Genomic DNA, 25,768 nt, shown 5'->3' on the forward strand with positions numbered 1-25,768 from the left:
CATGGCCGCGCAAATGTGCGCGGCCCGATTTACCGTGTACTTGCCGTTCGGCATCAGGAGATAAATATGGATTTGAACGCTGAGGTCGATCAGCTGGTCCGCCAGTCGCAGACATGGATCCCGTTGATCATGGAATACGGCAGCCGCCTGTTGCTGGCGTTGCTGACACTGGCCATCGGCTGGTGGTTGATCAACAAGCTCAGCGCGCGCCTGGGCAAGGTGGTTGGCTTGCGCGCCGACGTGGCGTTGCAGAGCTTCATCAGCACCCTGGCCAACATCATCCTCAAGGTGCTGTTGCTGGTCAGCGTGGCGTCGATGATCGGCATCGAGACCACCTCGTTCGTCGCAGCCATCGGTGCCGCCGGCCTGGCCATCGGCCTGGCGCTGCAGGGTAGCCTGGCGAACTTCGCCGGTGGTGTGCTGATCCTGATGTTCCGCCCGTTTCGTATCGGCGACTGGATCGAAGCCCAGGGGGTAGCGGGGACCGTCGACAGTATCCAGATCTTCCACACCGTGCTGCGCACCGGCGACAACAAGACGGTGATCATGCCCAACGGCAGCCTGTCCAACGGCATCATCACCAACACCAACCGCCAGCCGACGCGCAAGGTCGTGTTCGACGTAGGCGTGGATTACGAGGCCGACCTGCAGAAGGCGCGCAATGTGCTGCTGGAGCTGGCGAAGGACCCACGTGTGTTGCCCGACCCGGCGCCGCAGGCGGTGGTCGCCACCCTGGGCGACAGTTCGATCACTGTTTCGCTGCGGCTGTGGACCAAGACCAGTGACTACTGGGATGTGATGTTCATGCTCAACGAACATGCGCGTGACCGGTTGAAGGCCGAAGGCATTGATATTCCGTTTCCGCAGCGGGTGATTCGCGTGGTGCAGGAAACCGCTGCGTAGTAGCACCGCGTTGTAATCGGGGGCCGCTTCGCGCCCCTTTCGCGACACAAGGCCGCTCCTACAGTAAAGCGCGATGTTCTGTAGGAGCGGCCTTGTGTCGCGAAAGGGGCGCGAAGCGGCCCCTTGTTTTTACACTTGTTCACAGCCAAACCCCGCCATTTCTGGCATATAGCCTGACCCCACCTGCCTCTGCCTGAAACCCATCATGAAGCCACTGCTGTATATCACGCCCTTCAGGGCCCTCTTGTTTGGCCTGACCCTTGCCCTGTTCGAACTGCTGACGTACTTGGCCAGCGATGCTGTCATGCCGGCCATGCCTGTGGTGGTCGAGCACCTGAACGCCAGCCCGGAGTACATCCCCCACGCGCTCAACCTGTACTTGCTCGGTGGCGTGGTCTTGCAGTGGCTGATCGGCCCGTTGGCCGACCGCTATGGCCGTCGGCCCCTGCTGCTGGCAGGTTGTGCCTTCTTCGGCGTGGCTTGCCTGGCGACCTACTGGGTGCAGGACATTGGCGTGTTCAACCTGCTGCGCCTGCTGCAGGGCATCGGCCTGGGGTTCGTGGTGACGGTCAGCTACCCGGCGCTGAACGAAGCGTTCAGTGAAGCCGACGCGGTGCGGATGATGGCGCTGCTGGCCAACATCGCCTTGCTGTCGCCTTTGCTGGGCCCACTGGTAGGCACCTTGATGCTGCAGTGGCTGGACTGGCGCTGGCTGTTCGTGGCATTCGCCGTGGGTGCCGTGCTGTGCTGGGTGCTGCTGCATCGCCTGATGCCGGAAACCCTGGGTGTGGAACGCCGGGACGGTTCGCGCCTGCCATTCACGCCGATTCACCTGCTGCCGCTGCTCGCCGGTTACGGTCAGTTGCTGACCAACCGCAAGTTCGTCGCCGGTAGTGCGGCACTCGGCCTGGTTGGCCTGCCGCTGATCGGCTGGATCGGCCTGTCGCCGGTGTTGCTGATTCACGATGAAGGCCTGAGCACGATGGTGTATGCGCTGTGGCAGTTGCCGGTATTCGGCGGGCTGATCCTCGGCAATCTCATCATCAACCGCATTGCCGATCGCTACCCGCTGGCGACGCTGGTACGTGGGGCCCTTTGGCCCTATCTCGCCGGTTTGTGCCTCTTGGTAATGGCGACCTGGTACTGGCCGTCGGTGACCAGTGTGGTGGCGGGCATGTCGCTGTACGCGTTGGGCCTGGGTGTTGCCAATGCGGTGCTGTACCGCATGACGCTGTTCTCCAGCGAGCAGAGCAAAGGGCTGGTGTCGGCCATGTTGGGGATGATCACCATCGCCTTGCTGGGGCTTGGCGGAGCGGTGATGGCGATGATCGGGGCGGGGGCCAGCCTGTTGCACTTTGCCGTGGCGGCGAGTGTGGCCGGGGCGCTTGCCCTGTGGCCGCTGTGGTTCGTGGTGGGTGGGCGGTCTGGGGAAGGGGCTGTGGCTCAGTAGTGGCAGTGCTGGCCCCATCGCCGGCTTGCCGGCGATGGGGCCAGTGCAGTCATTCAGGGCCGCTCGGCCGCCGAATTCTCCACGGGTACCTGTTTGCCTCGGCCAACCTCCTGACGCCAGTGCAAGGCAATCAGAATCAGCGTCGGCACCCCCAGCAGCGCAGTAATCAGGAAGAAGTCGTGATAACCGAACTTCTCCACCATCACCCCCGAATAACCACCGATCAGGCGCGGCAACAGCAGCATGATCGAGCTCAGCAGCGCATATTGCGTGGCCGAGAACTTAAGGTTGGTCAGGCTCGACAGGTAGGCGACGAAGGCCGAGGTGGCCAGCCCTGAACTGAAGTTGTCCAGGGAAATGGTCACCACCAGCATTTCCAGGTTCGGCCCCATGTCGGCCAGCATCAGGAACAGGATGTTGGTCGCCGCCGAGGCCACACCGCCGATGAACAGGATCGGCAGGATGCCGAAGCGCACGATCAGCAGGCCGCCGATACCTGCGCCGACCAGGGTCATGATCAGGCCGAAGATCTTGCTGACGCTGGCGATCTGGTCCTTGGTGAAGCCCATGTCGATGTAGAACACATTGGCCATCACGCCCATCACCGTGTCCGACATGCGATAGGTGGCAATCAGTCCTAGCAGCAGCAGGGCCTGCCAGCGGTAGCGGGCGATGAAGTCGTTGACCGGCGTCAGCACCGGTGCCAGGCCGCGTCGGCCCAAGCTCGACAAGCATGCCCAGCTCAGCAGTACGTAGAGGATCAGGCGCAGGAACGCACGGTCTTCGAGCAGCAGGTCAAGCGGGCTGGCGTCGCCGGAAATGACGCTGGCCCAGCCGGTGTTGAACATCTGGGTGAAGCTGGCGGGCACCGACACCAGCAGGATGATCAGCACGAAAACCGAGGCCATCTGATGGACCAGACCATAGCGCGCTGCCGACAACTGGGTGCGCATCGGCACCGGTGGCTCACGCATGATCAGGGTGGTGAACACCGCAGGCAGCATCAGCACACCGAACAGCACATAGGTGCCTGCCCAGGCCTTGTGCAGATAGCTGAAACCGGTCGAGCCGAACCATTCGGCGAAGAACAGCGCGCCGGCGGTGGCGAGCAGGGCGGCGATCCGGTAACCGGCCATGTAGCTGGCGGCCAGTGCCGCCTGGCGCTGATCGTCGGCGATCTCCAGGCGATAGGCATCGACCGCGATGTCCTGAGTGGCCGAGGCGAAGGCCACGAGCACGGCCAGGGCGATCAGCCACGACAGGTGTTGCTGCGGGTCGCACAGACTCATGCCGACCAGGCCGATCACCACCAACGACTGCGAAAGCAACAGCCACGAACGACGGCGACCGAGACCGCCCAGCAGCGGCAGGCGCCATTGGTCGAGCAGGGGCGACCATACCCATTTGAAGGCATAGGCCAGGCCAATCAGGCTGGCATAGCCGATGGTCTCACGGGCCACGCCCGCTTCTCGCAACCACACTGAAAGGGTCGAAAACACCAGCATGTAGGGCAGGCCGGCGGCGAAGCCCAGCAGCAGAAGTACCAGGGTTGACGGGCTGGCATAGGCGGCAAGCGCAGCGCGCCAGGTTTTACGGGGCATGGGCCAACATCTGCCTCAAATTTGCGAAAACAAAGCGCGCACTCTAACCGCTGTGCTCCATTGGGCGCCAGCCATGGCGCGTCATATCCACTCGATTATTGGTTACATTCACGCCCTCTGCACGTAGTCGTGCCCGCTGTTCATCGCCCGCAGGCGTACCCAGTGCCAGGCTCAGGCGCCCACCCGCGCCGAGTACCCGGTGCCATGGCAGGCGGGTGTCGCCGGGCAGTTGGCCGAGGGTGCGGCCGACCCATCGTGCCGCGCGGCCCAGTCCTGCCAGTTCGGCAAGTTGCCCGTAGCTGACGACCTTGCCCTCAGGCACTTGGCCGAGCACCGAATACAGGGCCGTTCGTCGGGCTGCGGGCGTTTCCAGGGCATGCTCATATCGCTCAGACATCAGAGCAGCCCTGGCCTGAAGTGAAACCGGACGAGTGGTCGCGGCAAATCAGCGTTGAACTCGATGGCATGCTGGTCGGTCTTTCCTTGCTCTGGTCGTCGGCATCTGGATAATGCCCGGCTTTTTTCGTCGAATCGAACCCGTAGTCCACTTATGTATTCTAGATCCTTGTTGTGCCTGTTGACCGCCAGCCTGTGCGCCACCCCCGCTTTCGCCGACACCGTGTGGATGAAGAACGGTGATCGCCTGAGCGGCAAGATTCGCGTGTTCGACGGTGGCAAACTGCTTCTGGAAACCCCCTACGGTGGTTCGATCTCGCTGGACTGGAAACAGGTTCAGACCTTGGAGAGCGACCAGGAACTGCTGGTCAAGCAGGACGCCTATAACGGCGAGAGGGCCAAATCCCTGAAGGCCGCCGAGGCCGGCAAGGTGACGCTGGCCAACGGCGATGCACCCAAGACCGTCGAGTTGGCCAGCATCCAGCAGATCATGAAGCCCAAGCCTGTGGTCGAGGACATGATCTGGAAGGGCAATGTCGACGTGGCGATGGATTACCAGCGCGCCGAGAGCGACAGCGACGACTACGACATCGATTTCAAGACCACTGCCCGGCATGGCCGCTGGCGGCACAATGCCGAGGGCGAATACAACCGCGAGTCCAAGGACGACGAAACCACCACCAACAACTGGAGCGCCGAATATGCGCTCGACCGCTTCATCACCGAGAAGTGGTTCTGGCAGGGGCGGCTCGAGTACAAGCGCGACCATATCGAAGACCTGGCGCGCCAGCGTACCGTGGGTACCGGCCCTGGCTACCAGTTCTGGGATGACGAACTGGGCGCCTTCTCCCTCGGTTCGCTGATCAACCGCACCGACTTCGAGTACCGGGATGGCGCCAAGGACAACTTCTATTCGGCGGCCGTCAAGTGGGACTACACCCGCTACCTGATCGGCAAGAAAGTCCAGTTGTTCACCAACGGCGAGCTCGCCAAGCCGCTGGGAGGCGTGGCCAACTACTCCCTCGATGCCGAGGTGGGGCTGCGCTACAAGGTCACCGAATGGGCTTCGCTGAATCTCAAGGCGGAAAAGGACATCATCAGCGGCACACCCGAAAGCGACCTGGACAAGGCCCGCTATACCGCCGGCTTCGGCGTGACCTGGTAAAGAAGGGCGGCAGCTGGGCCACCAGTGGCAGTGCTGGGTGATAATGCTTATCTTGTCACCCATCCATTCCGCCGCCAGGAGCGCCCTCAGTGAGTACCACCGCCATCCGCCCCGCTCGGGAACTGCTGCTCAAGGAATACCGAGGCGTGCTCTCGACTCACTCCAAGTCCATGCCCGGCTTCCCGTTCGGCTCCGTGGTGCCGTACTGCCTCGATGCCGACGGCAACCCGCTGATCCTCATCAGCCGCATCGCCCAGCACACCCACAACCTGCAGAAAGACCCCAAGTGCTCGCTGCTGGTGGGTGAGCGCGAAGCCGAGGACGTGCAGGCCGTCGGTCGTCTCACCGTGATGGCCGAGGCACACAAGCTGGTCGATGAAGCCGCTGTCGAGGCGGCGGCCGAGCGCTACTACCGTTACTTCCCCGATGCGGCCAACTACCACAAGGCCCACGACTTCGATTTCTGGGTGCTGCAGCCGGTACGTCATCGCTACATCGGCGGCTTCGGCGCGATCCACTGGCTCGATCAGGTGACCCTGGCCAATCCGTTTGCGGGCAAGGCCGAAGCCAGCATGATCGAACACATGAACAGCGATCACGCCAATGCCATTGCCCACTACGTCGAGTTGAGCGAACTGCCGCGCAGCGCGCCGGCGCAGATGGTCGGCATCGACAGCGAAGGCATGCACCTGCGTATCGGCCAGGGCGTCTACTGGTTGCCCTTCCCAGCTATTTGCAATACGCCGACACAAGTTCGCGAAGCCCTGGTTTTGCTGGCGCGCGCCGACCAATGGCCGAGTGCGACTGAAGTCGAAGCTTGAAAATGCGAATGCACGCATCCATGTGATGGTCTTAGAGGAAGGTTGTCTTCCATCGAGGATTGCTTTGATGCGTGCTTTTCTACTGCTATTTCTCCTTTTCCCTGTGCTGGAGCTGTTCGTCTTCGTCAAGGTCAGCGCGGCCATCGGGTTCTTCCCGGCGCTGCTGCTGATCATCGCCGGCTCCGCTCTGGGTGTGCTGGTAATGCGCGTGGCCGGCCTGGCCACGGCCCTGCGTGCCCGCGAAAGCCTGCAGCGTGGCGAACTGCCCGCCGAGGACATGTTCCAGGGCCTGATGCTGGCGGTCGGCGGTGGCCTGCTGCTGCTGCCGGGCTTCATCAGCGACGTGCTGGGCGTGCTTTGCCTGCTGCCATTCACCCGCCATCTGGCCGCGCGCAAGTTGCGCCAGCGTGCCGAAGCACAGGCCATGCGCCAGCGGGCGTTTGAGGATGACCCGTTCCAGGCGCAGCCACGCGACAGCGGCCACCGGCCCAATGTGATCGAAGGCGAGTACGAGCGCCGCGACAAGTGAATACCCTGGGGCCGCTCAAGCGGCCCCAGGCTTTTTCAGGCAGTGAAAAATTTTCCATGCCAAGCCCTTGTAATTGAATATGCCGGCCTCATGTATGTGGTCACCGCAAGGTTTCTGGTGGCAACACCAGACATGACACAGGTGGTTCGCACACTGCGGGCCACCCCCGGCAACGCCGGACCGAATCAACCCGCCGGTCGATACCGGCCGATGAAAACCACAATTTGGGAGAGATCGACAATGAAGCTTCGTCCTCTGCATGACCGCGTAGTCATCCGTCGCAGCGAAGAAGAATCGAAAACCGCTGGCGGTATCGTCCTGCCGGGTTCGGCCGCTGAAAAACCAAACCGCGGCGAAGTTGTAGCCGTCGGCACCGGTCGCATCCTGGACAACGGCGAAGTACGTGCGCTGGCCGTGAAAGTGGGTGACAAAGTGGTTTTCGGCCCTTACTCGGGCAGCAACACCGTGAAAGTCGATGGCGAAGACCTGCTGGTCATGGCCGAGAACGAAATCCTCGCCGTTATCGAAGGCTGATTTCTCCGACTTCCCGTTACTCCAAAGAATTTCAAGGATTAAACGATCATGGCTGCTAAAGACGTAAAATTCGGCGATTCCGCTCGTAAGAAAATGCTGGTTGGTGTCAACGTTCTGGCTGACGCGGTAAAAGCGACCTTGGGCCCGAAAGGCCGTAACGTGGTACTGGCCAAGAGCTTCGGCGCGCCGACCATCACCAAGGACGGCGTTTCCGTCGCCAAAGAAATCGAGCTGAAAGACGCCTTCGAGAACATGGGCGCCCAGCTGGTCAAGGAAGTTGCTTCCAAGGCCAACGACGCTGCCGGTGACGGCACCACCACCGCTACCGTTCTGGCTCAGGCCATCGTCAACGAAGGCCTGAAAGCCGTCGCTGCCGGCATGAACCCGATGGACCTGAAGCGCGGCATCGACAAGGCTACCGCCGCCGTTGTCGCCGAACTGAAGAACCTGTCCAAGCCATGCGCCGACTCCAAGGCCATCGCTCAGGTAGGCACCATCTCCGCCAACTCTGACGACTCCATCGGCAACATCATTGCCGAAGCCATGGAAAAAGTCGGTAAAGAAGGCGTGATCACCGTTGAAGAAGGCTCGGGCCTGGATAACGAACTGTCCGTCGTTGAAGGCATGCAGTTCGACCGTGGCTACCTGTCGCCGTACTTCGTCAACAAGCCGGACACCATGGTTGCCGAGCTGGAAGGCCCGCTGCTGCTGCTGGTCGACAAGAAGATCTCCAACATCCGTGAGCTGCTGCCAGTGCTGGAAGCCGTTGCCAAGGCCGGCCGCCCACTGCTGATCGTTGCCGAAGACGTTGAAGGTGAAGCGCTGGCTACCCTGGTAGTCAACAACATGCGCGGCATCGTCAAGGTTGCAGCGGTCAAGGCTCCAGGCTTCGGCGACCGCCGCAAGGCCATGCTGCAGGACATCGCTGTCCTGACCGGCGGCCAGGTCATCTCCGAAGAAATCGGCCTGTCCCTGGAAACCGCTACCCTGGAGCACCTGGGTAACGCCAAGCGCGTCATCCTGTCCAAGGAAAACACCACCATCATCGACGGCGCTGGCGTTGAAGATGACATCCAGGCGCGCGTCAAGCAGATCCGTGCCCAGATCGAAGAAACGTCCTCGGACTACGACCGTGAGAAGCTGCAAGAGCGTCTGGCCAAGCTGGCTGGCGGTGTTGCCGTGATCAAGGTCGGTGCCGGCACCGAAGTTGAAATGAAAGAGAAGAAAGCCCGCGTTGAAGACGCCCTGCACGCTACCCGTGCAGCCGTTGAAGAAGGCGTGGTGCCTGGCGGCGGTGTTGCCCTGGTTCGCGCCCTGAACGCGATCATCGACCTCAAAGGCGACAACGAAGACCAGAACGTCGGTATCGCCCTGCTGCGTCGCGCTGTTGAAGCGCCGCTGCGCCAGATCACTGCCAACGCCGGCGACGAGCCAAGCGTTGTCGCTGACAAGGTCAAGCAAGGTTCGGGTAACTTCGGTTACAACGCTGCTACCGGCGAATACGGCGACATGATCGAGATGGGCATCCTGGACCCAGCCAAGGTCACCCGTTCGGCCCTGCAAGCTGCTGCTTCGATCGGCGGTCTGATGATCACCACCGAAGCCATGATTGCTGACGCTCCGAGCGAAGCCCCAGCTGGCGGCGGCATGCCAGACATGGGCGGCATGGGTGGCATGGGCGGCATGATGTAAGCCAGCCTTACTCCCTGCACCAAGAAAAAGCCCCGCCTAGTGCGGGGCTTTTTCGTTTTCCTGTGAGGGCCAATGGGCCGCAAAGCGGCCCCTCGTTCAGGCCACGCTGCGCTCGGCGGCTGGCACTTCAGCCATCCTCTTGCGATACAGCACCAGATAATACGACCCCAACCCGATCAACCAGCAGAACACTGCCGTCCACACGTTGTGCGAAAGAAAATGCGCGCCCTGCATCATCCGCCCCACCGACAGCACCGCGCCGGCCACCAAGGCAACCGCAAACGCCACCCGCGCCAGCCGTGGCCGCCGGTCACGCAGCATGAAGAACAGGCCGAACAGGCAGAAGCCGGTCGCCGCATGCCCACCTGGCCAGCACATCCCAGGCTTGTTGGTAGCCGGACGCGGCTCCAGCAGCTTGCTGTAGGTTTCCTTGCCGCCGAACTGGGTCAGGCTCCATGGGCACTGCACCTGGGTAACCTTCTTCAGGGGTGTGACGAAGGCTGTGGACACGCTCAGCGCCAGTACCAGGCAGCCGAGCTCGCGGCGCCAGCCGAACAGGCGTTTCCAGAAAAAGCTCGCGGCAAAGGCGACCACTGACAGCAGTCCGAGCAGAATCACCCCTTGCTTGACGCGGTCATGCAGAATGTTTTCCAGCAGGTAGCTATGGCGGCCGATGAATTGGCCGGCCGCCTGATCGAAGAACAGGTTGGCCAAGTCCATGTCGACCGAGGTCAGTTCTAGCAGGATCAAGGCCACTGCGAGGGCCAGCGGAATGCCAAGGTACAGCCAGGTGTTGATCGGACGAGGTCGAAGGGGAGGATGCATGACGGCTCCAGGGCACGAATAAGACGGGGCATTGTCGAGTGCCCGCTATCCTGTGTCCGTGAAGGATCAGTGAAAAAACTGTCAACTTCGCTGAATTAACCGTGGGGCTGGTACAGGCCGGGCGATGGCCTTAAGCTGCGCCTGCCGCGCACCCACGCGAAGCGCCGCACAGGAGAACCCGATGCGCATTCTTTTGGTTGAAGACAACCGCGATATCCTCGCCAACCTCGCCGACTACCTTGGCATGAAAGGCTACACCGTCGACTGTGCCCAGGACGGCCTGTCCGGTTTGCACCTGGCTGCCACTGAACACTACGACCTGATCGTGCTCGACATCATGTTGCCCGGCATCGATGGCTACACCCTGTGCAAGCGCCTGCGCGAAGATGCCCGTCGCGACACCCCGGTGATCATGCTGACCGCCCGTGACCAGTTGGACGACCGCCTGCAGGGTTTCCGCTCCGGTGCCGACGATTACCTGCTCAAGCCGTTCGCCCTCTCGGAGCTGGCCGCGCGTATCGAAGCGGTACTGCGCCGGGCCCAGGGAGGTGGGCGCCGCACCTTGCAGGTCGCGGACCTCAGCTATGACCTCGACACCCTCGAAGTCACCCGTCAGGGCCGCCTGCTCAAGCTCAACCCGGTCGGCCTCAAGCTGCTTGCCGTGCTGATGCAGAAGAGCCCGCATGTGCTGCGTCGCGAAGTGCTGGAAGAAGCCCTGTGGGGAGACGATTGCCCCGACAGCGACAGCCTGCGCAGCCATGTGCACCAGTTGCGCCAAGTGATCGACAAACCCTTCGAAAAGCCTCTGTTGCATACCGTCCATGGCGTCGGCTATCGCCTCGCCGAGGGTCGCGATGGAGTTTAAGCAAAGCCTTGCGCAGCGCATCATCATCGCCTTTGCGCTGATGAGCGCGCTGGTGGCAGGGGCCTTCGCCTTTGGTATCGTCGCCACTGTCCACCTGGTCGAGGAACGCTTGATTTCCTCGGTGTTGGGGGGCGACCTGCAACGTCTGTTGCGCATGGACAGCGTCAGCGACTGGAGCCACCGGCCACGCCCCGACCAGCTGTTCTACTTCAGCGGTGGGCGTGACGACTTCGAGCTGCCCAAGGACCTGCGTCACCTCAGTGAGGGCTTTCATGAGGTGTTTCGCGACCAGCTGTCCTATCACGCCATGGTCGAGATCGTGGATGGCCGGCGCTACGTGCTGCTGCAGGACCAGAGCGATTTCGAAGAGCGCGAGCGGGTGCTGTTCGCCGTGGTCGTGGTTGGCTTCGTGCTCAGCCTGGTGCTGGCGGTGGTGCTGGGCTGGCTGCTGGCCCGTCGGGTGATGGCACCGGTGATCCGCCTGGCCCGCCAGGTGCGTCATCGCGACCAGTTGCTCGGCCTGGCCCCGCCGCTGGCGCCGGATTACGCAGCGGACGAAGTCGGCCAGTTGGCCGTGGCCTTCGACGATACCCTGGGCCGGCTGCGCGACGCACTGACCCGCGAGCGGCTGTTCACCAGTGATGTCAGCCATGAGTTGCGCACGCCGCTGATGGTGCTGGCCACCTCATGCGAGCTGCTCATCGAGAACCCCAACCTGGATACGCGTTCGCGCAGCCAGGTGGAGCGGATCGCCCGTGCCACTGAAGAAATGCGCGAGCTGGTCAAGACCTTCCTGATGCTCGCCCGCGCCCAGCGCGACCAAGGGGCTGTGGCCTCCCAGGCGAACTTGCGGGAAGTGGCCGATGACCTGATCGGGGTGTGGCGCGACACTATCGAACAGAAGGGACTGGCACTGTATTACGACGGTCGGGTCAGCGCTGGGCCTCTGTTGTACAACGCAACCTTCCTGCAATCGGTGATGGGCAACCTGCTACGCAACGCCGCGCATTACACGGACAGCGGCTATATCCGGCTGAGCCTGCAGCCCAACGGCTTCAGTGTCGAAGACAGTGGCGTGGGCATCCCTGAAGAGCAGCGCGAGGCGATGTTCCAGCCCTTCGTGCGCGGTGACGAGCGGCGCGGCGAGGGCCTTGGGCTGGGGCTGTCGCTGGTGCAACGGATCTGTGACGACCAGGGTTGGCGTGTGACGCTGACCTCGACTGCACCGCATGGATGCCGCTTCCAGGTCGACTTGAGCCGGAGTGCGGAGAAAATCGACCCCACGGCGCTTTAGAAATTCGCTGAAACATGTTGTTGGGCGGATAACAATTTTTTCACATTGGCATAACCTGTTTCCCACGCTTCGTTACCTACATTCAGCGCACTGGAAGCCAGGAGATGCCCAATGCGCAGCCCGATCAAACTCGAATTTTCCGAGAAGTACGACCAGCAACATGCTCAAGAGTACTTCCTCAAGCACCAGGATGGCCTGGCTCGTCGCATGTCCCACAAGCGCGACGAACAGCTGGCACGCCGTGCCCTGGCGCTGGCCGGAGAACCGGGGTTGGTGCTTGACCTGCCTTGCGGCGCAGGCCGCTTCTGGCCCCTGCTGGCGGAAAAGCCGAACCGGGTGATCATTGGTGCCGACAACTCCGAGGCGATGATCGCGACAGCCTGTGCCGCGCAACCGCCGGAGGTGGTGGCGCGGGTACGCCCTTTGCAGACTTCGGCGTTCGACATCGATCTTCCGGACAACTCGGTCGACAGCATCTTCTGCATGCGGCTGCTTCACCACATTGGCGAGTCCGCTCACCGCAAGGCAATTCTGTCTGAGTTTCAAAGGGTTAGCCGCGACAGCGTAATCCTGTCATTGTGGGTGGACGGCAACTTCAAGGCCTGGCGACGCAAGAAACTCGAGGAACGCCGCAGTGTCAAAGCCGAGCAGGACAGTTTCCAGAACCGTTTTGTGTTACCGGTTGAGACGGTTGAACAAGAGTTCAAGGCCGCCGGCTTCAGAATCCAGGAACGCCTCGACTTCCTGCCGTTCTATGCCATGTGGCGGGTTTATGTATTGCGTAAGGGGTAATGTTTGATGGCTGTAGCCCAGCGTGGGGAGTCGCAGTTCGATTTTTACTGGCGCCAGCAGGGCGAATGGGTCGAGGAACCCAACCAGCGTCGTGGTGGTGAAAGTGGTGTGCAACGGCTGAGCGATGGCAACGGCAAGTTGCTGTATTCAAAGCGCCAGGTCGGACATATCTATCGCAGCCTGCTGCACCCGTTCGGGCGGCCGACCGTACTGCGTGAACTCGACGCACTGAACAGCTTCGAACAGCTGGGCGTACGCGTGCCGCGCATTGTCTTTTGTGGTGCCGAGCGCGATGCCGATCATCAATGGCGCGCGCTGCTGGTCAGCGAGGCGCTGGATGGCTTCGTCGAACTCGATACCTGGCACGCCGAGGGCGCGCGCGAGCGTTATCCGCAAGTGGTGCACGAGCGCATGCTCAAGGATTTGGCCGACAACCTGGCGCGCATGCACCTGGGGCATTGGCAGCATGGTTGCCTGTATGGCAAGCACGTGTTCATCAAGGTGATCGGCGAGGGCGAACAGGCCCGTGTCGAAGTGGCCTTGCTCGATCTTGAGAAGTGCCGTCGGCGCATCAGCACTCAGCGTGCGGCGGGCAATGACCTACGCCAGTTGCGCCGCCATTCGTCGTTCACCGAAGCAGAATGGCAGTCGCTGCTCTATTTTTACCAGATGGCGTTTGGCAGCGCTGTCAAAGGGTTAGGGCAATGAAACTAGAAATCGCTCGAGCTTTGTTTCTGGTAGCTGGCTTGGCCGTGACGACGGTAGCGGTAGCTGCCTGGGAAGAGCCGCGGCCGGTGGTCTTCAGCAAGGCTGAGATGGCAGACCAGTGCGCACTGCCGCGGGTCGTGAAACAACACCAGGCACAGGCCCGGCCTGACCAGGACCTGTTGTTGTTCCTGTTCGGCATGCACCAAGGGTTACGGTCTTCCGGCTGAACCTGGTTCGAGCACAAGAGGCCCCGCCATTGCGGGGCCTTTTGCTTTCTCCCACCGGGTAAGCAGCACCGCAATACCTGTGGGAGCCGGCTTGCCGGCGATGAGGCCAGGTCAGGCAACCACAGGCTCCTTGCTTGCTGTCTTATGCGCCAACAGCGTGTAAATGCACGGCAACACGAACAATGTGAACAAGGTCCCGATCGACATCCCTGTCGCAATCACTGTGCCGATATCGAATCGGCTCACTGCCCCGGCGCCGGTCGCCAGAATCAACGGCACCATGCCAAATACCATTGCCGCCGTGGTCATCAGCACCGGCCGCAGGCGAATGGCCGCCGCTTCCTCGATAGCGTCTCGCACGCTCAGGCCTTTTTCCTCACGCAACTGGTTGGCGAACTCGACGATCAGGATGCCGTGCTTGCTGATCAGCCCGATCAGCGTTACCAGCCCTACCTGGGTGTAGATGTTCATGCTGGAGATGCCCAGGAACAGCGGCAACAGTGCCCCGCAGATCGACAGCGGCACCGTCACCAGGATCACCAGTGGATCACGGAAGCTCTCGAACTGTGCCGCCAGCACCAGGAAGATGATCGCCAGCGCCAGGCCGAAGGTCACCCACAGCGCACTGCCTTCCTGGACATATTGGCGCGCGGCACCGGCGTAATCGAAGGAGAACCCCTCGGGTGCTTCCTCGCGGGCAATATCAGCCACGGTCTGCAGCGCTTCCCCGATGCTCACCATCGGCACGCCCTGGATGATCGCCGAGTTGAGCTGCTGGAACTGGTTGAGCTGGCGCGGGCGGGCGCGGTCGCTGAGGGTGATCAGGGTCGACAGCGGCAGCAACTGGCCCTGATCGTTCTTCACGTAGTAATTGTTGAGCCAGCCAGGGTTGTCACGGTAAGGCCGTTCGACCTGGGCGATCACCTTGTAGCTGCGGCCTTCCAGGGTAAACCGGTTGATTTCCGCCTCGCCCAGCAAGGTCGCCAAGGTACCGCCCAGGGTGTCCATGGACACGCCCATCTGCGCCGCCTTGGCCCGGTCGATATCCACCACCACCTCAGGCTTGTCGAAGGCCAGGTCGATGTCGAGGAAGGCGAACTTGCCCGTGGCCTGGGCGCGTTCCTTGACCCGTTGAGTGACTTCCAACAGGGCCGGGTAGTCGCCGGCGGTGTTGATCACGAACTGGAACGGCAGACCCTCGCCGGTGCCTGGCAGCGACGGTAGGTTGAAGCCGAAGATCTGCAGGCCGCCGATTTCCTCGAGCTTGGCCTGCACCGCCGGCAACAGCTCCATCTGTGTGCGCTCGCGCTCGTTCCAGGGCTTTAGCAGAAAGCCGCCGATACCGCTTTGTACCCCATTGAAACCATTGATCTGGAACGACGAGTAGTACTCGGGGAAGGCCTTGAACAGCGGCGTGAACTGGTCGGTGTAGGCATTGAGGTAGTCGAGGTTGGCCGGTTGTGGCGCGTTGCTCATCATGAAGATCACGCCCTGGTCCTCGTTGGGCGCCAGCTCGTTCTGGGTGAACTTGAGCAGCAGCGGGATCAGGCACAGGATGATCACGGCGAACACCAGCACCACCGGGCGGCTGTCCAGGGTGGCATGCAACAGGCGCTGGTAGCGCTCCTTGAGGCGTTCGAACAGCTGGTCCAGGCGATGGGCCAGGCCGCTGGGGTTCTGCTCCTGGCGCAGCAGCAGGGCGCACATCATCGGTGACAAGGTCAGGGCGACGATGCCAGAGATGATCACTGCCCCAGCCAGGGTCAAGGCGAACTCCTTGAACAAGGCGCCGGTGAGCCCGGTGAGAAAGCCGATCGGCGCATACACCGCTGCCAGGGTGATGGTCATCGACACCACCGGCATGGCGATTTCCCGGGCGCCCTCCAGGGCTGCGTCGAGCGGTGATTTGCCTTCTTCCATGTGGCGGTGAATGTTCTCCACCACGACGATGGCGTCGTCCACCACCAGGCCGATGGCCAACACCATCGCCAACAGTGTCAGCAGGTTGAGTGAGTAGCCCATCATCTGCATGAAGAACAGCACGCCGATCATCGACAGCGGAATGGTCACCACCGGGATCAGCACCGAGCGCAGGGCACCGAGGAACAGGAACACCACCACGATGACGATCAGCACCGCTTCACCGAGGGTCTTGATCACTTCGTCGATGGAAGCCTGGATGAACAGCGTGGCGTCATAGGCGATCGACACCTTGAGCGCCGACGGCAACTGGCTCTCCAGCTCCGGCATGATCCGCCGAACCTCCTTGATCACCTCCAGCGGGTTGGCGGCAGGGGTGGCCTTGATCCCGATATAGACCGACGGGATGCCGTCGAACGAGCTGACCGTGTCGTAGTTCTCCGCGCCCATCTCGACCCGTGCCACATCGCCCAGCAGCACCCGACTGTCGCCTGCTGTCTTGACCGGCAGCGCGGCAAAGGCCTCGGCCGACTTGAGCTCGGTGCTGGCGTTGATGCTGGTGACCACGTATTCGCCTTTCACCTCGCCCGCTGCGGAGAGGAAGTTGTAGCGGCGCACGGCATTGGTCACATCGACGGCCGAGAGGCCGAAACCGGCCAGCTTCACCGGGTCGATCCAGATGCGCATGGCGAACACCTGGTTGCCGAGGATTTCCGCTTCGGCCATGCCCGGCAAGGTGGCCAGCTTCGGCTGGATCACCCGTGACAGGTAGTCGGTGATCTGCGGGTTGCTCATTTCCTTGCTGTAGAAACTGATGTACATCAGCGCCGAGGCATCGGCGGCTTCCTTGCTCAGCACTGGGTCTTCGGAGTCCTGCGGCAGCTGGTTGCGCACTTCGTTAGCCTTGGCCAGCAGCTCGGTGAACAGTCGGTCGCTGTCGGCACCGATGCGCGCGTAGATGGAGATGATCGAGAAGTTCTGCCGGCTCACCGAGGTCATGTAGTCGATGCCTTCGGCGCTGGCCAGGCTCTGTTGCAACGGCTGGGTGATGTAGCCCTGGATGGTTTCGGCGTTGGCTCCCGGATAGGCGGTGGTCACCGTGATCAAGGCGTTTTCCATCTGTGGGTACTGGCGGATCTGCAGCTTGCTCCAGGCCTGGAAGCCGAGCAGCAGAATCAGCAAGCTGACCACGCTGGCCAGTACCGGGCGGCGGATGAAGGGATCGGTGAACGCCATGCCTGCCTCCTGGTCAGTCCGCGCGCGGGGTGCCCTGTTCAGGCCCCTGCACGGTGTCCTGGCCGATGCGGATGGCCGCGCCGGGTGTGAGTTTGAGCTGCCCGGCGGTCACCACCTGCTCACCGGCCTTGAGCCCCTTGGCGACCACCACCACGCCATCGCGGCGCTCGCCTGTCTGCACGGTGCGTTGTTCGGCGGTCAGCTGCGCCTGGCCCTGGTCATCGGGTTGCGGGTTACCGTCCTTGTCTTTGCTGGGCGTGGCAACGTACACCGAGTTGCCATACAGCGTGTAGGTGATGGCGCTCTCCGGCACCACCACCTGCGGGCGAGGGTCAGGCAGCAGCACCAGCAGGTTGGCGAACATGCCCGGCAGCAGCTTGCCGTCGGGGTTGGCCATGGTCGCGCGCACCAGCAAGTTGCGCGTGCTTTCCTCGACCTTGGGGTTGATTGCACTGAGGCTGGCGGAGAAGGTCTGGCCCGGATACGCGGCCACCTGTACTTGTACCTGCTGGCCGAGGCTCAGGTGGGGGAGGGCCTGTTCCGGTACGTTGAAGTCGACATAGAGGCTGGAGAGGTCCTGCAAGGTGGCAATCACCGTACCGGCGGCCAAATAGTCGCCGACATCCACCTGCCGGATGCCGATGGTGCCGCTGAACGGGGCGCTGATGCTTTTCTTGGTCTTCGACGCCTTGAGCTGATCGACCACGGCCTGGTTGCGCCGGTACTGGGCGGTGAGGCGATCGTACTCGCCACGGGAGATGGCCGAGTCGCCCACCAGTTGACTGCCACGGCCGAAGTCGACCTTGGCCAGGCCCAGGTCGGCCTGGGCGGTGCCGAGCAAGGCGGTTTCCTGGTCGTCGTTTAATTGCAGCAGCAGTTGCCCGGCCTTGACCTTCTGGCCAGAGTCGAAGTGCAAGGATTTGACTATACCTTCCACTTCGAGGCTCAGCTCTACGCCCTGCAGGGCCTTGAGGCTGCCGACGGCGGGCAGGCGCTCCTGCCACTGGCGCTCTTCGGCCAGGGCTGCGGCCACGGTGATGGGCGGCTTTGGGGCAGAGAACATCTGGATCTGCTGGTAGATCGAGAATGCCTTGTAACCCCCCAGGGCCAGCACGATCAGCAAAACGACGGCCAACATGATGAGCATGCGGCGGCGCAGCATAAGTCCGGTTCCTTGGATACGTGGTTGTTATTCGTTTTGACACGACAACGGGCGATCCTGCCCACGTGCGGATGGGGGAAGTATTGACTGTTTTTGGCTGGGGGGGAAATGGATTGTCTGTGCGGGCCTATCGCCTGAGTGTCAGGCCAGATGCAGATGGTTATCCCAGAACCCGGAAGGCAGGTTCATCGGCTGCCCGATCAGCTCCGCCTTGCGACAATCATAGAACCGGCAACGCCCCTGCCCGGAGGTCACCACGAAGCCATCCTCCACCGCCCCGACCCCGGCGCAGTCCGGCATCGGCGCATCGAGCTTCACCGCGCCGCTGTCCAGGTCCCAGATGAACAGCCGGTTGGCCCTCGGCGCGGTCAGCGCCACCAGGCGCAGGTCACTGTGGATGGCCACGCTGGCGGTGTACTGGGCCATCGACTGCAGCTGCCGCTCTGGCACTGGGAAGGCCTTGAACGGCTCGCCCGGGCGCTTGATCGCCAGCAGTTCGGCGGTTTCATCGGCATCGCCCATGAACTGCTGGCAAGCGGCGATGGTGCCGTCGCTGCCCACGGCCAGGTGGCGCACGCTGTTCATCTGCTGGGCCAGGGTTTCCTTGCTCAGCAAGGTGCCGTCGCGCTGCATCAGCACCAGGCTGGGCTGCATGGCGTCGAGGTTCATCTCGACCCGGCTCTCGGCCTCGGTGCGGATGCCGCCGTTGGCCACCACCAGGGTTTCGCCGTCGGGCAGCCAGGCCACTTCGTGCGGGCCGATGCCGTGGGTCGGGATTTCGCCGGTGTGCACCAGGCGCTCACCTTCGAACCGGTAGACGCCCAGTACGCCACGGCCGGGATCGGTGGTGTCGTTCTCGGTGGCGTACAGCCATTCACCGCCGTTGTGGATCACCGCGTGGCCGTAGAAGTGACGGTTCGGCTGCGAGCTGACGGTTTGCAGCAAGCGCCCGTCGCGCAGGTCGACCAAATAGCTTTCGGTACCGGGGCGGCGCGCGACGAACAGGGCAATCGGCAGGCTGGGGTGATTGATGATGGCGTGGCAACGCTGGGCCACCTGGGTGCTGAACACCTGGGTGCCGTCCAGGCGGAACCCGACCGCGTAATGCTTGCCGTCGCCATCGTCACGCGCCGACAGCAGCAGGGGTTCGCTGCCTTTGTTGCGCAGCAGGCTCCAGCCGCCCAGGGTCAGGGCGCTGAGCAATACGCTACCGAGTTTGATCGCCTGGCGTCGCAGCATCATCAGTCACCGTCGTTGGCATTGAAGCCCAGTTGAATGTTCAGCGCCTTGGCCAGCTCGCCTTCGTGCAGGCGGTGGACGACGTTGAGCGCGTCGTAGATCTGGTTCAGGCTCTGTTGGCCAGCGTCGTCGGCCAGCAGCTCGCCCAGGGTCTTCTGGTTGTCGGCCAGCAGCTTGAGGGCGCTAGCGTAGGCGTCGTCGATTTTTTGCGCCAGGGCTTTCTGATCGCTGCCAAGCAGGCCGCGCAGGCCTTGGTTGTCGACGCCGACCCAGACCGCTTGGGCGGCCTTGAGGCTGGCTTCCAGGCTCTTGAGTGACGAATGGCTGCGCCAGGCTTCAGCTTGCAGTGGCTGGGCGATGCCCTTGCTCTGGCGGCCCATCGGCGCGCCCAGTTTCTTCTTCAGGGTGTCCAGGCCGGTGACCTGGGCGCGCAGCAGGTCGGCGATCGCTTCGTGGGAGTCGGCGTAGCGCTGGTTAGGGAACTTGGTCATCTGCGAGAGCATGCCGTCCGTGCTGTTCCAGCCCTTGAGGATGTCTTCGGCGAGGGCCTTCTGGTGTTCGCCGATGGCGACCAGCAGCGGGCAGTAGCGGGCTTTCTGCTCGGCGCTGGCGATGTCCGGCTTGCTGTCGAACAGGATGTACTCGTAGGCCGACAGGCCGCGTACGACGACGCTGGCCTTGCCCAGAGAGGCGGCGTCGACCGGCTTGTCGCTGTTGACCAGTTGCTCGACCTGGCGGCCGACCAGGTTCTTCTTGTCGGGCCAGAACTGCACCTGCCAGGCGCGGTTGCCTTCGGCCAGCGGGCCGACCAGCAATGGCTGGAGTTCGGCCCAGGCCTTTTGCGCATTGAGGAAGTCGGCACGCGCGGTTTCCAGGCTCTGCTTGCCTTCGCAGTAAGCCAGGGCACTGCTGGCCAACTGGCGGTCGGCTTCGACCCAGCGGCTGTAGGTCGGCAGGATCACCTGCTTGGCGATGGCGGCGGAAGTCACGGCCTGCGGGTCCTGCGGCGAGCACGCGCCGAGAGCGAGTGCGGCGAGGCTGGTGAACAACAGTTTGGGTCGGAACATGCCCGGCTCCTTGCGCGTTTTAAAGTGAGTTCAGGAACGCCAGCAGCGCAGCGCGCTGCTCGGCATTGAAGGTCAAGACCTGGTCGCGCGCCGCCTGTGCTTCGCCGCCGTGCCAGAGCACGGCTTCGAGCAGGTTGCGGGCGCGGCCGTCGTGCAGATACTGGGTGTGGCCACTGACCGCCTCGTTCAGGCCGATGCCCCACAAGGGAGGGGTGCGCCAGTCCTGGCCGTTGGCGGCGAATTCGGTGCGCTCGTCGGCAAGGCCCGGGCCCATGTCGTGCAGCAGCAGGTCGCTGTAGGGGCGGATCAGTTGCCCGGCCAGCTCGGGTTCGACGGCGTCGGTGGCGGTGGTGAATTGCGGGGTGTGGCAGCCCTGGCAGCCGGCCTGGAAGAACAGGTTCTTGCCGGCCAGCACTTGCGGGGCGCCGACATCGCGCCGGGCCGGTACGCCGAGGTTGCGGGTGTAGAAGGTGACCAGGCGCAGGATGTTGTCGCTGACTTCCTTCTCGTCGCCGGCACCGTTGCCATTGGCTGCGGCCTGGCAGGCGGTTTGAGCCGGCGTGCAGTCATCCTGCGGTTGCAGGGTGCTGGTCAGGCCCATGTCACCGGCAAAGGCATGCACGTTCTGCTGGTTGACGTTGGGCTGCCCGGCCTTCCAGCCGAAGCGGCCGACCACGGTCTTGCCCTGGGCATCGTCCCAGACCCGGTTGGCGCGGCCACGAATGCCGTCGCGGTTGTGGTCATCGGGGTCTTCGTTGGCCAGGATGGCGGCTTCGGGGATGGCTTCGAGCAGGCCAAGGCCGATCATCGGCGGTGCCACGCGGGCCGAGAAGCGGGTGTCGGGGTGCATCGGGCCGTAGCCGAGCTGGGTAATCTGCAGCGTGGGCCGGCGCAGTTCGACCGGGTGGCCGTCCTTGAAGGTGACGGTCTCGTGGTCATAGCTCACCCGCACCTTGCCCTCGGGGGGCACGCCGGGGATGGCCATGTCCTGCAGTTGGGTGCCATAGACCGGTTCGGGGACCACGCCCAGGCGCTCGATCTGTTTGGCCAGGTACGGCTGGTCGGGAATCGACAGGCGCACCAGCATCGATACCGCGTTGCTGTCGTCAGGCTCCGGCGGATGGCCGCGGCCATCGCGCACATGGCAGTTCTGGCAGGCATTGGTATTGAACAACGGGCCCAGACCGTCGCGCGCGGTGGTGGTGGACGGGGCGATCACCCAGGGGTTGCGGAAGAAACTGTTGCCGACGGCGAAGTCCACGCGCCGCTCGGGCGACAGGTTGGCCGAGGGCAGGGAAAAGGCATTGCGGTCACTGCGCTGGACGGTCGCCTGGCCAGCTGACAACGCTTCGCCGGGCTCGGCCTGGGTGAAACGCGGGGCGTCGTCACAGGCGGCGAGGGCAAGGGCCAGCAGCAGAGGGGAGAGTCGGGACAGCGACAAGGACATGCAAAATCCTGGGCGTGGAAGGACTGAAAAACCGGCGTGCAAGCTTAGCAGGCCATGGAAGTTTGAATAAGAGCAATTTGCAATTGCTACATGAAATTGGTGTAGGAGCGGCCTTGTGTCGCGAAAGGGGCGCGCAGCGGCCCCAGGGTTTCAGCATCATCGTCGAAATCGCTGGGGCCGCTGCGCGGCCCTTTCGCGACACAAGGCCGCTCCTACAGGGGGCGTGTAAACCTGAAAGAAAAAAGGCGACCCGAAGGCCGCCTCATTTTCAGAACCACAACCGCCCGAATCAGAATTCGTGGTCGGCGGTATCCGGGTTCAGGTTGGCAATGCCCAGCTTGCCTGCAGCTTGCTCGATGGCACCGGTCTGCTTGACCAGCGAGGCAATGGCGTCACGCACGATCTGGTTGCCGGCAGCATTGTCGGCGCCGATCAGCTGGTCGTAGTGCTCACCCTTGAGGGCGTGATCGACGATCACCTGAAGCTTCGCCTCGGTGGCTTCCAGGTCGGCCTTGAGGGTAGCGTCGGCGGCAGGGTCCGCCTTGGCCACCAGCGACGACAGGCTCGGACCGGTCAGCTTGGTGCCGTCGACACGGGTGTACTCGCCCAGGTAGACGTTGCGGATACCCTTGGCGTCGTAGAAGTGCGAGTAGTGGGTGTTGTCGCTGAAGCAGTCTTGCTCGTCTTCCGGCGAGTTGGCTTCCAGCGACACCTTCATGCGCTCACCGGCCAGTTCGCCCAGCGACAGGCTACCCATGCCGAACAGCATCTTGCGCAGGCCGTCGGCCACAGGCTCGGCTTCCAGGGTGGCGCGGTAGTTGTCGGCGACGTTCGGTGCCCAGTTGCCGACCATCTCTTCGAGGTCCTTGACCAGCAGGTCGGTCACCGCCTTCAGGTAGGCGCGACGACGGTCGTTGTGGCCACCGGTGGCGCCTTTGCCTTCGAGGTAGTCGGAAACCGGGCGGGCGCCCGCGCCTGGGCCGGTGCCGTTGAGGTCCTGGCCCCAGAGCAGGAATTCGATGGCGTGGTAGCCGGTGGCGACGTTGGCTTCGGAACCGCCCAGTTCGTTCAGGCTGGCCAGCTTCTCGGGCGTGATGTCCTTGACGTCGACCTTCTCTTCGCCGACCTGAACCACGGTGTTGGCGATGATGTTGGCGCTGGCTGCCGGGTTGCCCAGGGCGTGCTCGTAGCTCTTGTCGACGTAGTCGATCAGGCCTTCGTCCAGGGGCCAGGCGTTCACTTGGCCTTCCCAGTCGTCGATGATGGTGTTGCCGAAGCGGAACGCCTCGCTCTGCAGGTACGGTACGCGTGCGGCGGCCCAGGCGGCCTTGGCGGCTTTCAGGGTGTCGTCGCTAGGCTTGGCGAGGAATGCGTCGATGGCGCTCTGCAGGGTCTTGGCAGTGCTCAGCGAGTCGCTGTACACGGCGTAGACCATCTCGGTGTAATGCTTGACCACGGCTTTGCCGGCCGCTTCGTCGACAGCCCCAGGCGCCGCGGCGGGGGTGCTGGCAGCAGCAGGTGCCTGTGCTTGCGGGGCGGCGGCCTTGTCGTCCTTGCCTTCGCCGCAACCGGCGAGGGCGATGGCGATGGCCAGCAGACTGGCGGAGGCCAGAGGCATTCGAATCATTATTGGTTTTCCTGCGTCGTGTGGTTGGACCAAGGGGTTAAGCCGTGCGCCGTGGCACGCGAAACCGCAACATCATGCGAAAGATTTGCATTTGCTGTAAAGAGGCCGGCACGCAATTCATGCAAATGTGCGTCATGGTCTGTAAACACGCGGAGCAGGGGCTACAGCGCGGAAACCTGATTGCGCTGTGCCTGCTTGAGAAAATGGGTCAGTTCGCGCGCCGACAGCGGCTTGCTGTAGTGGTAGCCCTGACCCTCGTGGCAGCCTTGGGCAATGATGTAGGCTTCCTGCTCGGCGGTTTCCACCCCTTCGGCGATCACCTGCATGCCCAGGCTCTTGCCCAGCTGGATGATGGCGCGAACGATGGTGGCGTCGTCATCGTCGTCGAGCAGGTCCTGGACGAAGCTCTTGTCGATCTTGATCTTGTCCAGCGGCAGCGATTTCAGGTAGCTCAGCGACGAGTAGCCGGTGCCGAAGTCGTCGATGGCGATCATTGCACCCGAGCGGCGCAAGCTGAGCAGGTGCTGCGCGGCGGTGCTGATGTCTTCCATCAGGCCGGTTTCCGTCACTTCCAACTCGAGGCTGCGCGGAGGCAGGCGGTAGGCCTGCAGGAGGTTGTTGACCACCCGCGGCAGCTCGTTGTGGTGCAGCTGCACGGTGGACAGGTTGACGGCCATGCGCAGTTCGCTGAAGCCAAGGTCGTGCCATTCGCGCAGTTGCCGGCAGGCCTGGTCGAGCACCCATTCGCCGATGTTGATGATGCTGCCATTCTGCTCGGCCAGCGGGATGAACTGGTCCGGCGGGACCATGCCCAGCTCCGGGTGTTGCCAGCGCAGCAGCGCTTCGACACCGACCACGCGGTGATCGCGGTAGCTGATCTGCGGTTGGTAGACCAGGTACAGCTGGTTGCGTGGCAGGGCTTCGCGCAGGTCTTTTTCCAGCTCGCGGCGCCGGCGCATTTCGCTGTCGACACTGGCGATGTAGAACTGGTAGCGATTGCGCGAACGAGCCTTGGCCAGGGTCATGGTCTGTTCGGCCTTCTGCAGCAGCTTTTCGGTGCTGTCGCCATCTTCCGGGAACAGGGTGATGCCGATGGTGGCGCGCAGGCGGATCTGATGATGGTCGAGGTCGAACGGCACTTCGAGGTCGTCGAGGATGCTCTGGGCCAGCTCGGCGGCCTCGTAGGGCTGCTCGATGTTGGCCTGGACCAGGGCGAACTGGTCGCCACCCAGGCGCGCCAGGGCTCCCAGGCGACCGCTGTGGGCCCGCAGGCGGTCGGCCAGGGCCAGCAGCAACTGGTCGCCGACCTGGTAGCTGAACTGCTCGTTGATGCCCTTGAAATCATCCAGGCCCACGCACAGCACGGCCACGCGATGCTGCAGGCGACCACCGTCGGCAAGGATCTTGTCGAGCTGCGTCTGCAGCTGCTGGCGGTTGGGCAGGCCGGTGAGGAAGTCGTACTGGGCCATGCGCTGCAGGCTGTTCTCGGCCTCGTGGCGCAAATGGGTGTTACGTTCGATCGAGGCCAGCAGCTGGTTGGCGGTATTGACCCAGATACCCAGCTCGTTCTTCTCGTGGCCCTTGAGCAGCGGGATCTGGTGCTGGCTGGGGCGATCGGGATTGATCTGGGTGAGGTGCTCGATGATCTTCGACAGCGGCTTGGTCAGCAGCCAGTGATAGACCAGGTACAGCACCAGGCCCATGGCCAGGGCACGCAGCACCCCGGAGATGAAGATGATGATGGCGTTGATCAGGAAGTCTTCACCGTAGGACGCGGTGTCGAGGGTGATGCTCAGGTCGCCGTAGTACTCGCTGTAGGGGCCGCGACCGACCAGTTCGGTGGTGTAGGTGCGTTCCTGGCCGAGGATCAGGTCGGTCAGCCAGCGCATGGACATGTCCTGCAGCGGGCGCGACTTCTCGGCAAGCATGGTTTCGTTGGGATGGCCGATGGAAGCCTGGCGCACCGATTCGTCCTGGAACAGGCCTTCCATCACCTGCATGCCCATCTCCCGGTCGAGGCTGTACACCGCCTGGGTTGAAGGGTCGCGGAACATGTCGAGGATGCGCTGGGCGTCGTTGTTGACGGCCTGGCGGGTCTTGTAGGTGTCGTAGACGATCTGCGCGCAACTGAGGACGACACCGACCGCCAGCGCCGACAGGAGCACGACCCTGAGCAACTTGACCGATAAGCTGTTCCGCAATTCCAGCTTCAATGGGGTTTCCTTAATCCATGCGCGCGGCATCATTTTGCCATCATCATAGGCAATA

The 25,768-nt window shown here is 62.9% G+C and carries 22 protein-coding genes; 12 read left to right on the forward strand and 10 right to left on the reverse strand.

The window, feature by feature from the left end:
* Nucleotides 1-66: 66 nt before the first annotated feature.
* Together ACIPZG_RS13480 and ACIPZG_RS13485 are read left to right on the forward strand one after the other, a co-directional pair.
* A complete protein-coding gene (locus ACIPZG_RS13480; RefSeq protein ID WP_400714360.1) occupies nucleotides 67-903 on the forward strand; it encodes a mechanosensitive ion channel family protein in 837 nt (278 codons plus the stop codon).
* Nucleotides 904-1,108: 205 nt separating this feature from the next.
* Nucleotides 1,109-2,353 carry an MFS transporter gene (locus ACIPZG_RS13485; protein WP_400714363.1) on the forward strand — a complete coding sequence of 415 codons (1,245 nt, stop codon included), beginning with the start codon at nucleotides 1,109-1,111 and terminating at the stop codon, nucleotides 2,351-2,353.
* A gap of 53 nt (nucleotides 2,354-2,406) precedes the next feature.
* On the opposite strand, the gene ACIPZG_RS13490 is transcribed toward ACIPZG_RS13485, so the two are convergent.
* Nucleotides 2,407-3,954: an AmpG family muropeptide MFS transporter gene (locus ACIPZG_RS13490; protein WP_400714366.1), complete on the reverse strand. Its 1,548-nt coding sequence runs from the start codon at nucleotides 3,952-3,954 to the stop codon at nucleotides 2,407-2,409.
* A gap of 43 nt (nucleotides 3,955-3,997) precedes the next feature.
* Complete coding sequence (locus ACIPZG_RS13495) at nucleotides 3,998-4,351, reverse strand: MGMT family protein (protein WP_400714369.1); 354 nt, start codon at nucleotides 4,349-4,351, stop codon at nucleotides 3,998-4,000.
* 153 nt (nucleotides 4,352-4,504) lie between these two features.
* Between ACIPZG_RS13495 and ACIPZG_RS13500 the strand changes: the two genes are divergently transcribed.
* The 5 genes from ACIPZG_RS13500 (at nucleotide 4,505) to groL (ending at nucleotide 9,091) form a co-directional block, all read left to right on the forward strand.
* Nucleotides 4,505-5,515 carry a DUF481 domain-containing protein gene (locus ACIPZG_RS13500; RefSeq protein ID WP_400714372.1) on the forward strand — a complete coding sequence of 337 codons (1,011 nt, stop codon included), beginning with the start codon at nucleotides 4,505-4,507 and terminating at the stop codon, nucleotides 5,513-5,515.
* Nucleotides 5,516-5,604: 89 nt separating this feature from the next.
* Nucleotides 5,605-6,336 carry a HugZ family protein gene (locus ACIPZG_RS13505; RefSeq protein WP_400640597.1) on the forward strand — a complete coding sequence of 244 codons (732 nt, stop codon included), beginning with the start codon at nucleotides 5,605-5,607 and terminating at the stop codon, nucleotides 6,334-6,336.
* A 67-nt stretch (nucleotides 6,337-6,403) separates the two neighbouring features.
* Nucleotides 6,404-6,865: an FxsA family protein gene (locus ACIPZG_RS13510; protein WP_400714375.1), complete on the forward strand. Its 462-nt coding sequence runs from the start codon at nucleotides 6,404-6,406 to the stop codon at nucleotides 6,863-6,865.
* Nucleotides 6,866-7,105: 240 nt separating this feature from the next.
* Nucleotides 7,106-7,399 carry a co-chaperone GroES gene (locus tag ACIPZG_RS13515; RefSeq protein ID WP_003260750.1) on the forward strand — a complete coding sequence of 98 codons (294 nt, stop codon included), beginning with the start codon at nucleotides 7,106-7,108 and terminating at the stop codon, nucleotides 7,397-7,399.
* Between the two features lie 48 nt (nucleotides 7,400-7,447).
* The gene (gene groL / locus ACIPZG_RS13520) at nucleotides 7,448-9,091 is read left to right on the forward strand and encodes a chaperonin GroEL (RefSeq protein ID WP_008096985.1); all 1,644 of its coding nucleotides are present in this window, start codon (nucleotides 7,448-7,450) and stop codon (nucleotides 9,089-9,091) included.
* 96 nt (nucleotides 9,092-9,187) lie between these two features.
* On the opposite strand, the gene ACIPZG_RS13525 is transcribed toward groL, so the two are convergent.
* Nucleotides 9,188-9,916, reverse strand: a complete 729-nt coding sequence (locus ACIPZG_RS13525) for a phosphatase PAP2 family protein (RefSeq protein ID WP_400714378.1) — start codon at nucleotides 9,914-9,916, stop codon at nucleotides 9,188-9,190.
* Nucleotides 9,917-10,097: 181 nt separating this feature from the next.
* Here ACIPZG_RS13525 and colR point away from each other — a divergent pair, with 181 nt between their 5' ends.
* The 5 genes from colR to ACIPZG_RS13550 all read left to right on the forward strand — a co-directional run bounded on the left by colR (nucleotide 10,098) and on the right by ACIPZG_RS13550 (nucleotide 13,802).
* Nucleotides 10,098-10,781: a two-component system response regulator ColR gene (colR, locus tag ACIPZG_RS13530; RefSeq protein ID WP_003255215.1), complete on the forward strand. Its 684-nt coding sequence runs from the start codon at nucleotides 10,098-10,100 to the stop codon at nucleotides 10,779-10,781.
* A complete protein-coding gene (locus tag ACIPZG_RS13535; RefSeq protein WP_400640602.1) occupies nucleotides 10,771-12,075 on the forward strand; it encodes a sensor histidine kinase in 1,305 nt (434 codons plus the stop codon). The genes colR and ACIPZG_RS13535 overlap by 11 nt, the downstream gene beginning before the upstream one ends.
* 111 nt (nucleotides 12,076-12,186) lie before the next feature.
* A complete protein-coding gene (locus tag ACIPZG_RS13540; RefSeq protein ID WP_400714381.1) occupies nucleotides 12,187-12,867 on the forward strand; it encodes a class I SAM-dependent methyltransferase in 681 nt (226 codons plus the stop codon).
* 6 nt (nucleotides 12,868-12,873) lie between these two features.
* Nucleotides 12,874-13,575, forward strand: a complete 702-nt coding sequence (locus tag ACIPZG_RS13545) for a lipopolysaccharide kinase InaA family protein (RefSeq protein ID WP_400714384.1) — start codon at nucleotides 12,874-12,876, stop codon at nucleotides 13,573-13,575.
* On the forward strand, nucleotides 13,572-13,802 hold the full coding sequence (locus ACIPZG_RS13550) for a hypothetical protein (protein ID WP_008096991.1): 231 nt from the start codon (nucleotides 13,572-13,574) through the stop codon (nucleotides 13,800-13,802). The genes ACIPZG_RS13545 and ACIPZG_RS13550 overlap by 4 nt, the downstream gene beginning before the upstream one ends.
* 111 nt (nucleotides 13,803-13,913) lie before the next feature.
* Here the strand turns inward: ACIPZG_RS13550 and ACIPZG_RS13555 are convergent, their stop codons facing one another.
* The 7 genes from ACIPZG_RS13555 to ACIPZG_RS13585 form a co-directional block, all read right to left on the reverse strand.
* The gene (locus tag ACIPZG_RS13555; RefSeq protein ID WP_400714387.1) at nucleotides 13,914-16,958 is read right to left on the reverse strand and encodes a multidrug efflux RND transporter permease subunit; all 3,045 of its coding nucleotides are present in this window, start codon (nucleotides 16,956-16,958) and stop codon (nucleotides 13,914-13,916) included.
* 13 nt (nucleotides 16,959-16,971) lie between these two features.
* Complete coding sequence (locus ACIPZG_RS13560) at nucleotides 16,972-18,120, reverse strand: efflux RND transporter periplasmic adaptor subunit (RefSeq protein WP_400714390.1); 1,149 nt, start codon at nucleotides 18,118-18,120, stop codon at nucleotides 16,972-16,974.
* 141 nt (nucleotides 18,121-18,261) lie between these two features.
* Nucleotides 18,262-19,359: a DUF1513 domain-containing protein gene (locus tag ACIPZG_RS13565; protein WP_400714823.1), complete on the reverse strand. Its 1,098-nt coding sequence runs from the start codon at nucleotides 19,357-19,359 to the stop codon at nucleotides 18,262-18,264.
* Between the two features lie 2 nt (nucleotides 19,360-19,361).
* Complete coding sequence (locus ACIPZG_RS13570; RefSeq protein WP_400640616.1) at nucleotides 19,362-20,426, reverse strand: imelysin family protein; 1,065 nt, start codon at nucleotides 20,424-20,426, stop codon at nucleotides 19,362-19,364.
* 19 nt (nucleotides 20,427-20,445) lie between these two features.
* Complete coding sequence (locus tag ACIPZG_RS13575; protein WP_400714393.1) at nucleotides 20,446-21,873, reverse strand: di-heme oxidoredictase family protein; 1,428 nt, start codon at nucleotides 21,871-21,873, stop codon at nucleotides 20,446-20,448.
* A gap of 289 nt (nucleotides 21,874-22,162) precedes the next feature.
* Nucleotides 22,163-23,500, reverse strand: a complete 1,338-nt coding sequence (locus tag ACIPZG_RS13580; RefSeq protein ID WP_400714396.1) for an imelysin family protein — start codon at nucleotides 23,498-23,500, stop codon at nucleotides 22,163-22,165.
* Between the two features lie 161 nt (nucleotides 23,501-23,661).
* Nucleotides 23,662-25,713, reverse strand: a complete 2,052-nt coding sequence (locus tag ACIPZG_RS13585; RefSeq protein ID WP_400714399.1) for a putative bifunctional diguanylate cyclase/phosphodiesterase — start codon at nucleotides 25,711-25,713, stop codon at nucleotides 23,662-23,664.
* Between the last annotated feature and the right edge of the window lie 55 nt (nucleotides 25,714-25,768).

Source organism: Pseudomonas sp. NPDC089395, from assembly GCF_044749525.1.
Lineage (GTDB): Bacteria > Pseudomonadota > Gammaproteobacteria > Pseudomonadales > Pseudomonadaceae > Aquipseudomonas.

What these genes read in the sequence shown, in the direction of transcription:
- ACIPZG_RS13480 (WP_400714360.1), top strand. Translation starts at nt 67, where the DNA reads ATGGATTTGAACGCTGAGGTCGATCAGCTGGTCCGCCAGTCGCAGACA.
- ACIPZG_RS13485 (WP_400714363.1), top strand. Translation starts at nt 1,109, where the DNA reads ATGAAGCCACTGCTGTATATCACGCCCTTCAGGGCCCTCTTGTTTGGC.
- ACIPZG_RS13490 (WP_400714366.1), bottom strand. Translation starts at nt 3,954, where the DNA reads ATGCCCCGTAAAACCTGGCGCGCTGCGCTTGCCGCCTATGCCAGCCCG.
- ACIPZG_RS13495 (WP_400714369.1), bottom strand. Translation starts at nt 4,351, where the DNA reads ATGTCTGAGCGATATGAGCATGCCCTGGAAACGCCCGCAGCCCGACGA.
- ACIPZG_RS13500 (WP_400714372.1), top strand. Translation starts at nt 4,505, where the DNA reads ATGTATTCTAGATCCTTGTTGTGCCTGTTGACCGCCAGCCTGTGCGCC.
- ACIPZG_RS13510 (WP_400714375.1), top strand. Translation starts at nt 6,404, where the DNA reads ATGCGTGCTTTTCTACTGCTATTTCTCCTTTTCCCTGTGCTGGAGCTG.
- ACIPZG_RS13515 (WP_003260750.1), top strand. Translation starts at nt 7,106, where the DNA reads ATGAAGCTTCGTCCTCTGCATGACCGCGTAGTCATCCGTCGCAGCGAA.
- groL (WP_008096985.1), top strand. Translation starts at nt 7,448, where the DNA reads ATGGCTGCTAAAGACGTAAAATTCGGCGATTCCGCTCGTAAGAAAATG.
- ACIPZG_RS13525 (WP_400714378.1), bottom strand. Translation starts at nt 9,916, where the DNA reads ATGCATCCTCCCCTTCGACCTCGTCCGATCAACACCTGGCTGTACCTT.
- colR (WP_003255215.1), top strand. Translation starts at nt 10,098, where the DNA reads ATGCGCATTCTTTTGGTTGAAGACAACCGCGATATCCTCGCCAACCTC.
- ACIPZG_RS13535 (WP_400640602.1), top strand. Translation starts at nt 10,771, where the DNA reads ATGGAGTTTAAGCAAAGCCTTGCGCAGCGCATCATCATCGCCTTTGCG.
- ACIPZG_RS13540 (WP_400714381.1), top strand. Translation starts at nt 12,187, where the DNA reads ATGCGCAGCCCGATCAAACTCGAATTTTCCGAGAAGTACGACCAGCAA.
- ACIPZG_RS13545 (WP_400714384.1), top strand. Translation starts at nt 12,874, where the DNA reads ATGGCTGTAGCCCAGCGTGGGGAGTCGCAGTTCGATTTTTACTGGCGC.
- ACIPZG_RS13550 (WP_008096991.1), top strand. Translation starts at nt 13,572, where the DNA reads ATGAAACTAGAAATCGCTCGAGCTTTGTTTCTGGTAGCTGGCTTGGCC.
- ACIPZG_RS13555 (WP_400714387.1), bottom strand. Translation starts at nt 16,958, where the DNA reads ATGGCGTTCACCGATCCCTTCATCCGCCGCCCGGTACTGGCCAGCGTG.
- ACIPZG_RS13560 (WP_400714390.1), bottom strand. Translation starts at nt 18,120, where the DNA reads ATGCTGCGCCGCCGCATGCTCATCATGTTGGCCGTCGTTTTGCTGATC.
- ACIPZG_RS13565 (WP_400714823.1), bottom strand. Translation starts at nt 19,359, where the DNA reads ATGCTGCGACGCCAGGCGATCAAACTCGGTAGCGTATTGCTCAGCGCC.
- ACIPZG_RS13570 (WP_400640616.1), bottom strand. Translation starts at nt 20,426, where the DNA reads ATGTTCCGACCCAAACTGTTGTTCACCAGCCTCGCCGCACTCGCTCTC.
- ACIPZG_RS13575 (WP_400714393.1), bottom strand. Translation starts at nt 21,873, where the DNA reads ATGTCCTTGTCGCTGTCCCGACTCTCCCCTCTGCTGCTGGCCCTTGCC.
- ACIPZG_RS13580 (WP_400714396.1), bottom strand. Translation starts at nt 23,500, where the DNA reads ATGATTCGAATGCCTCTGGCCTCCGCCAGTCTGCTGGCCATCGCCATC.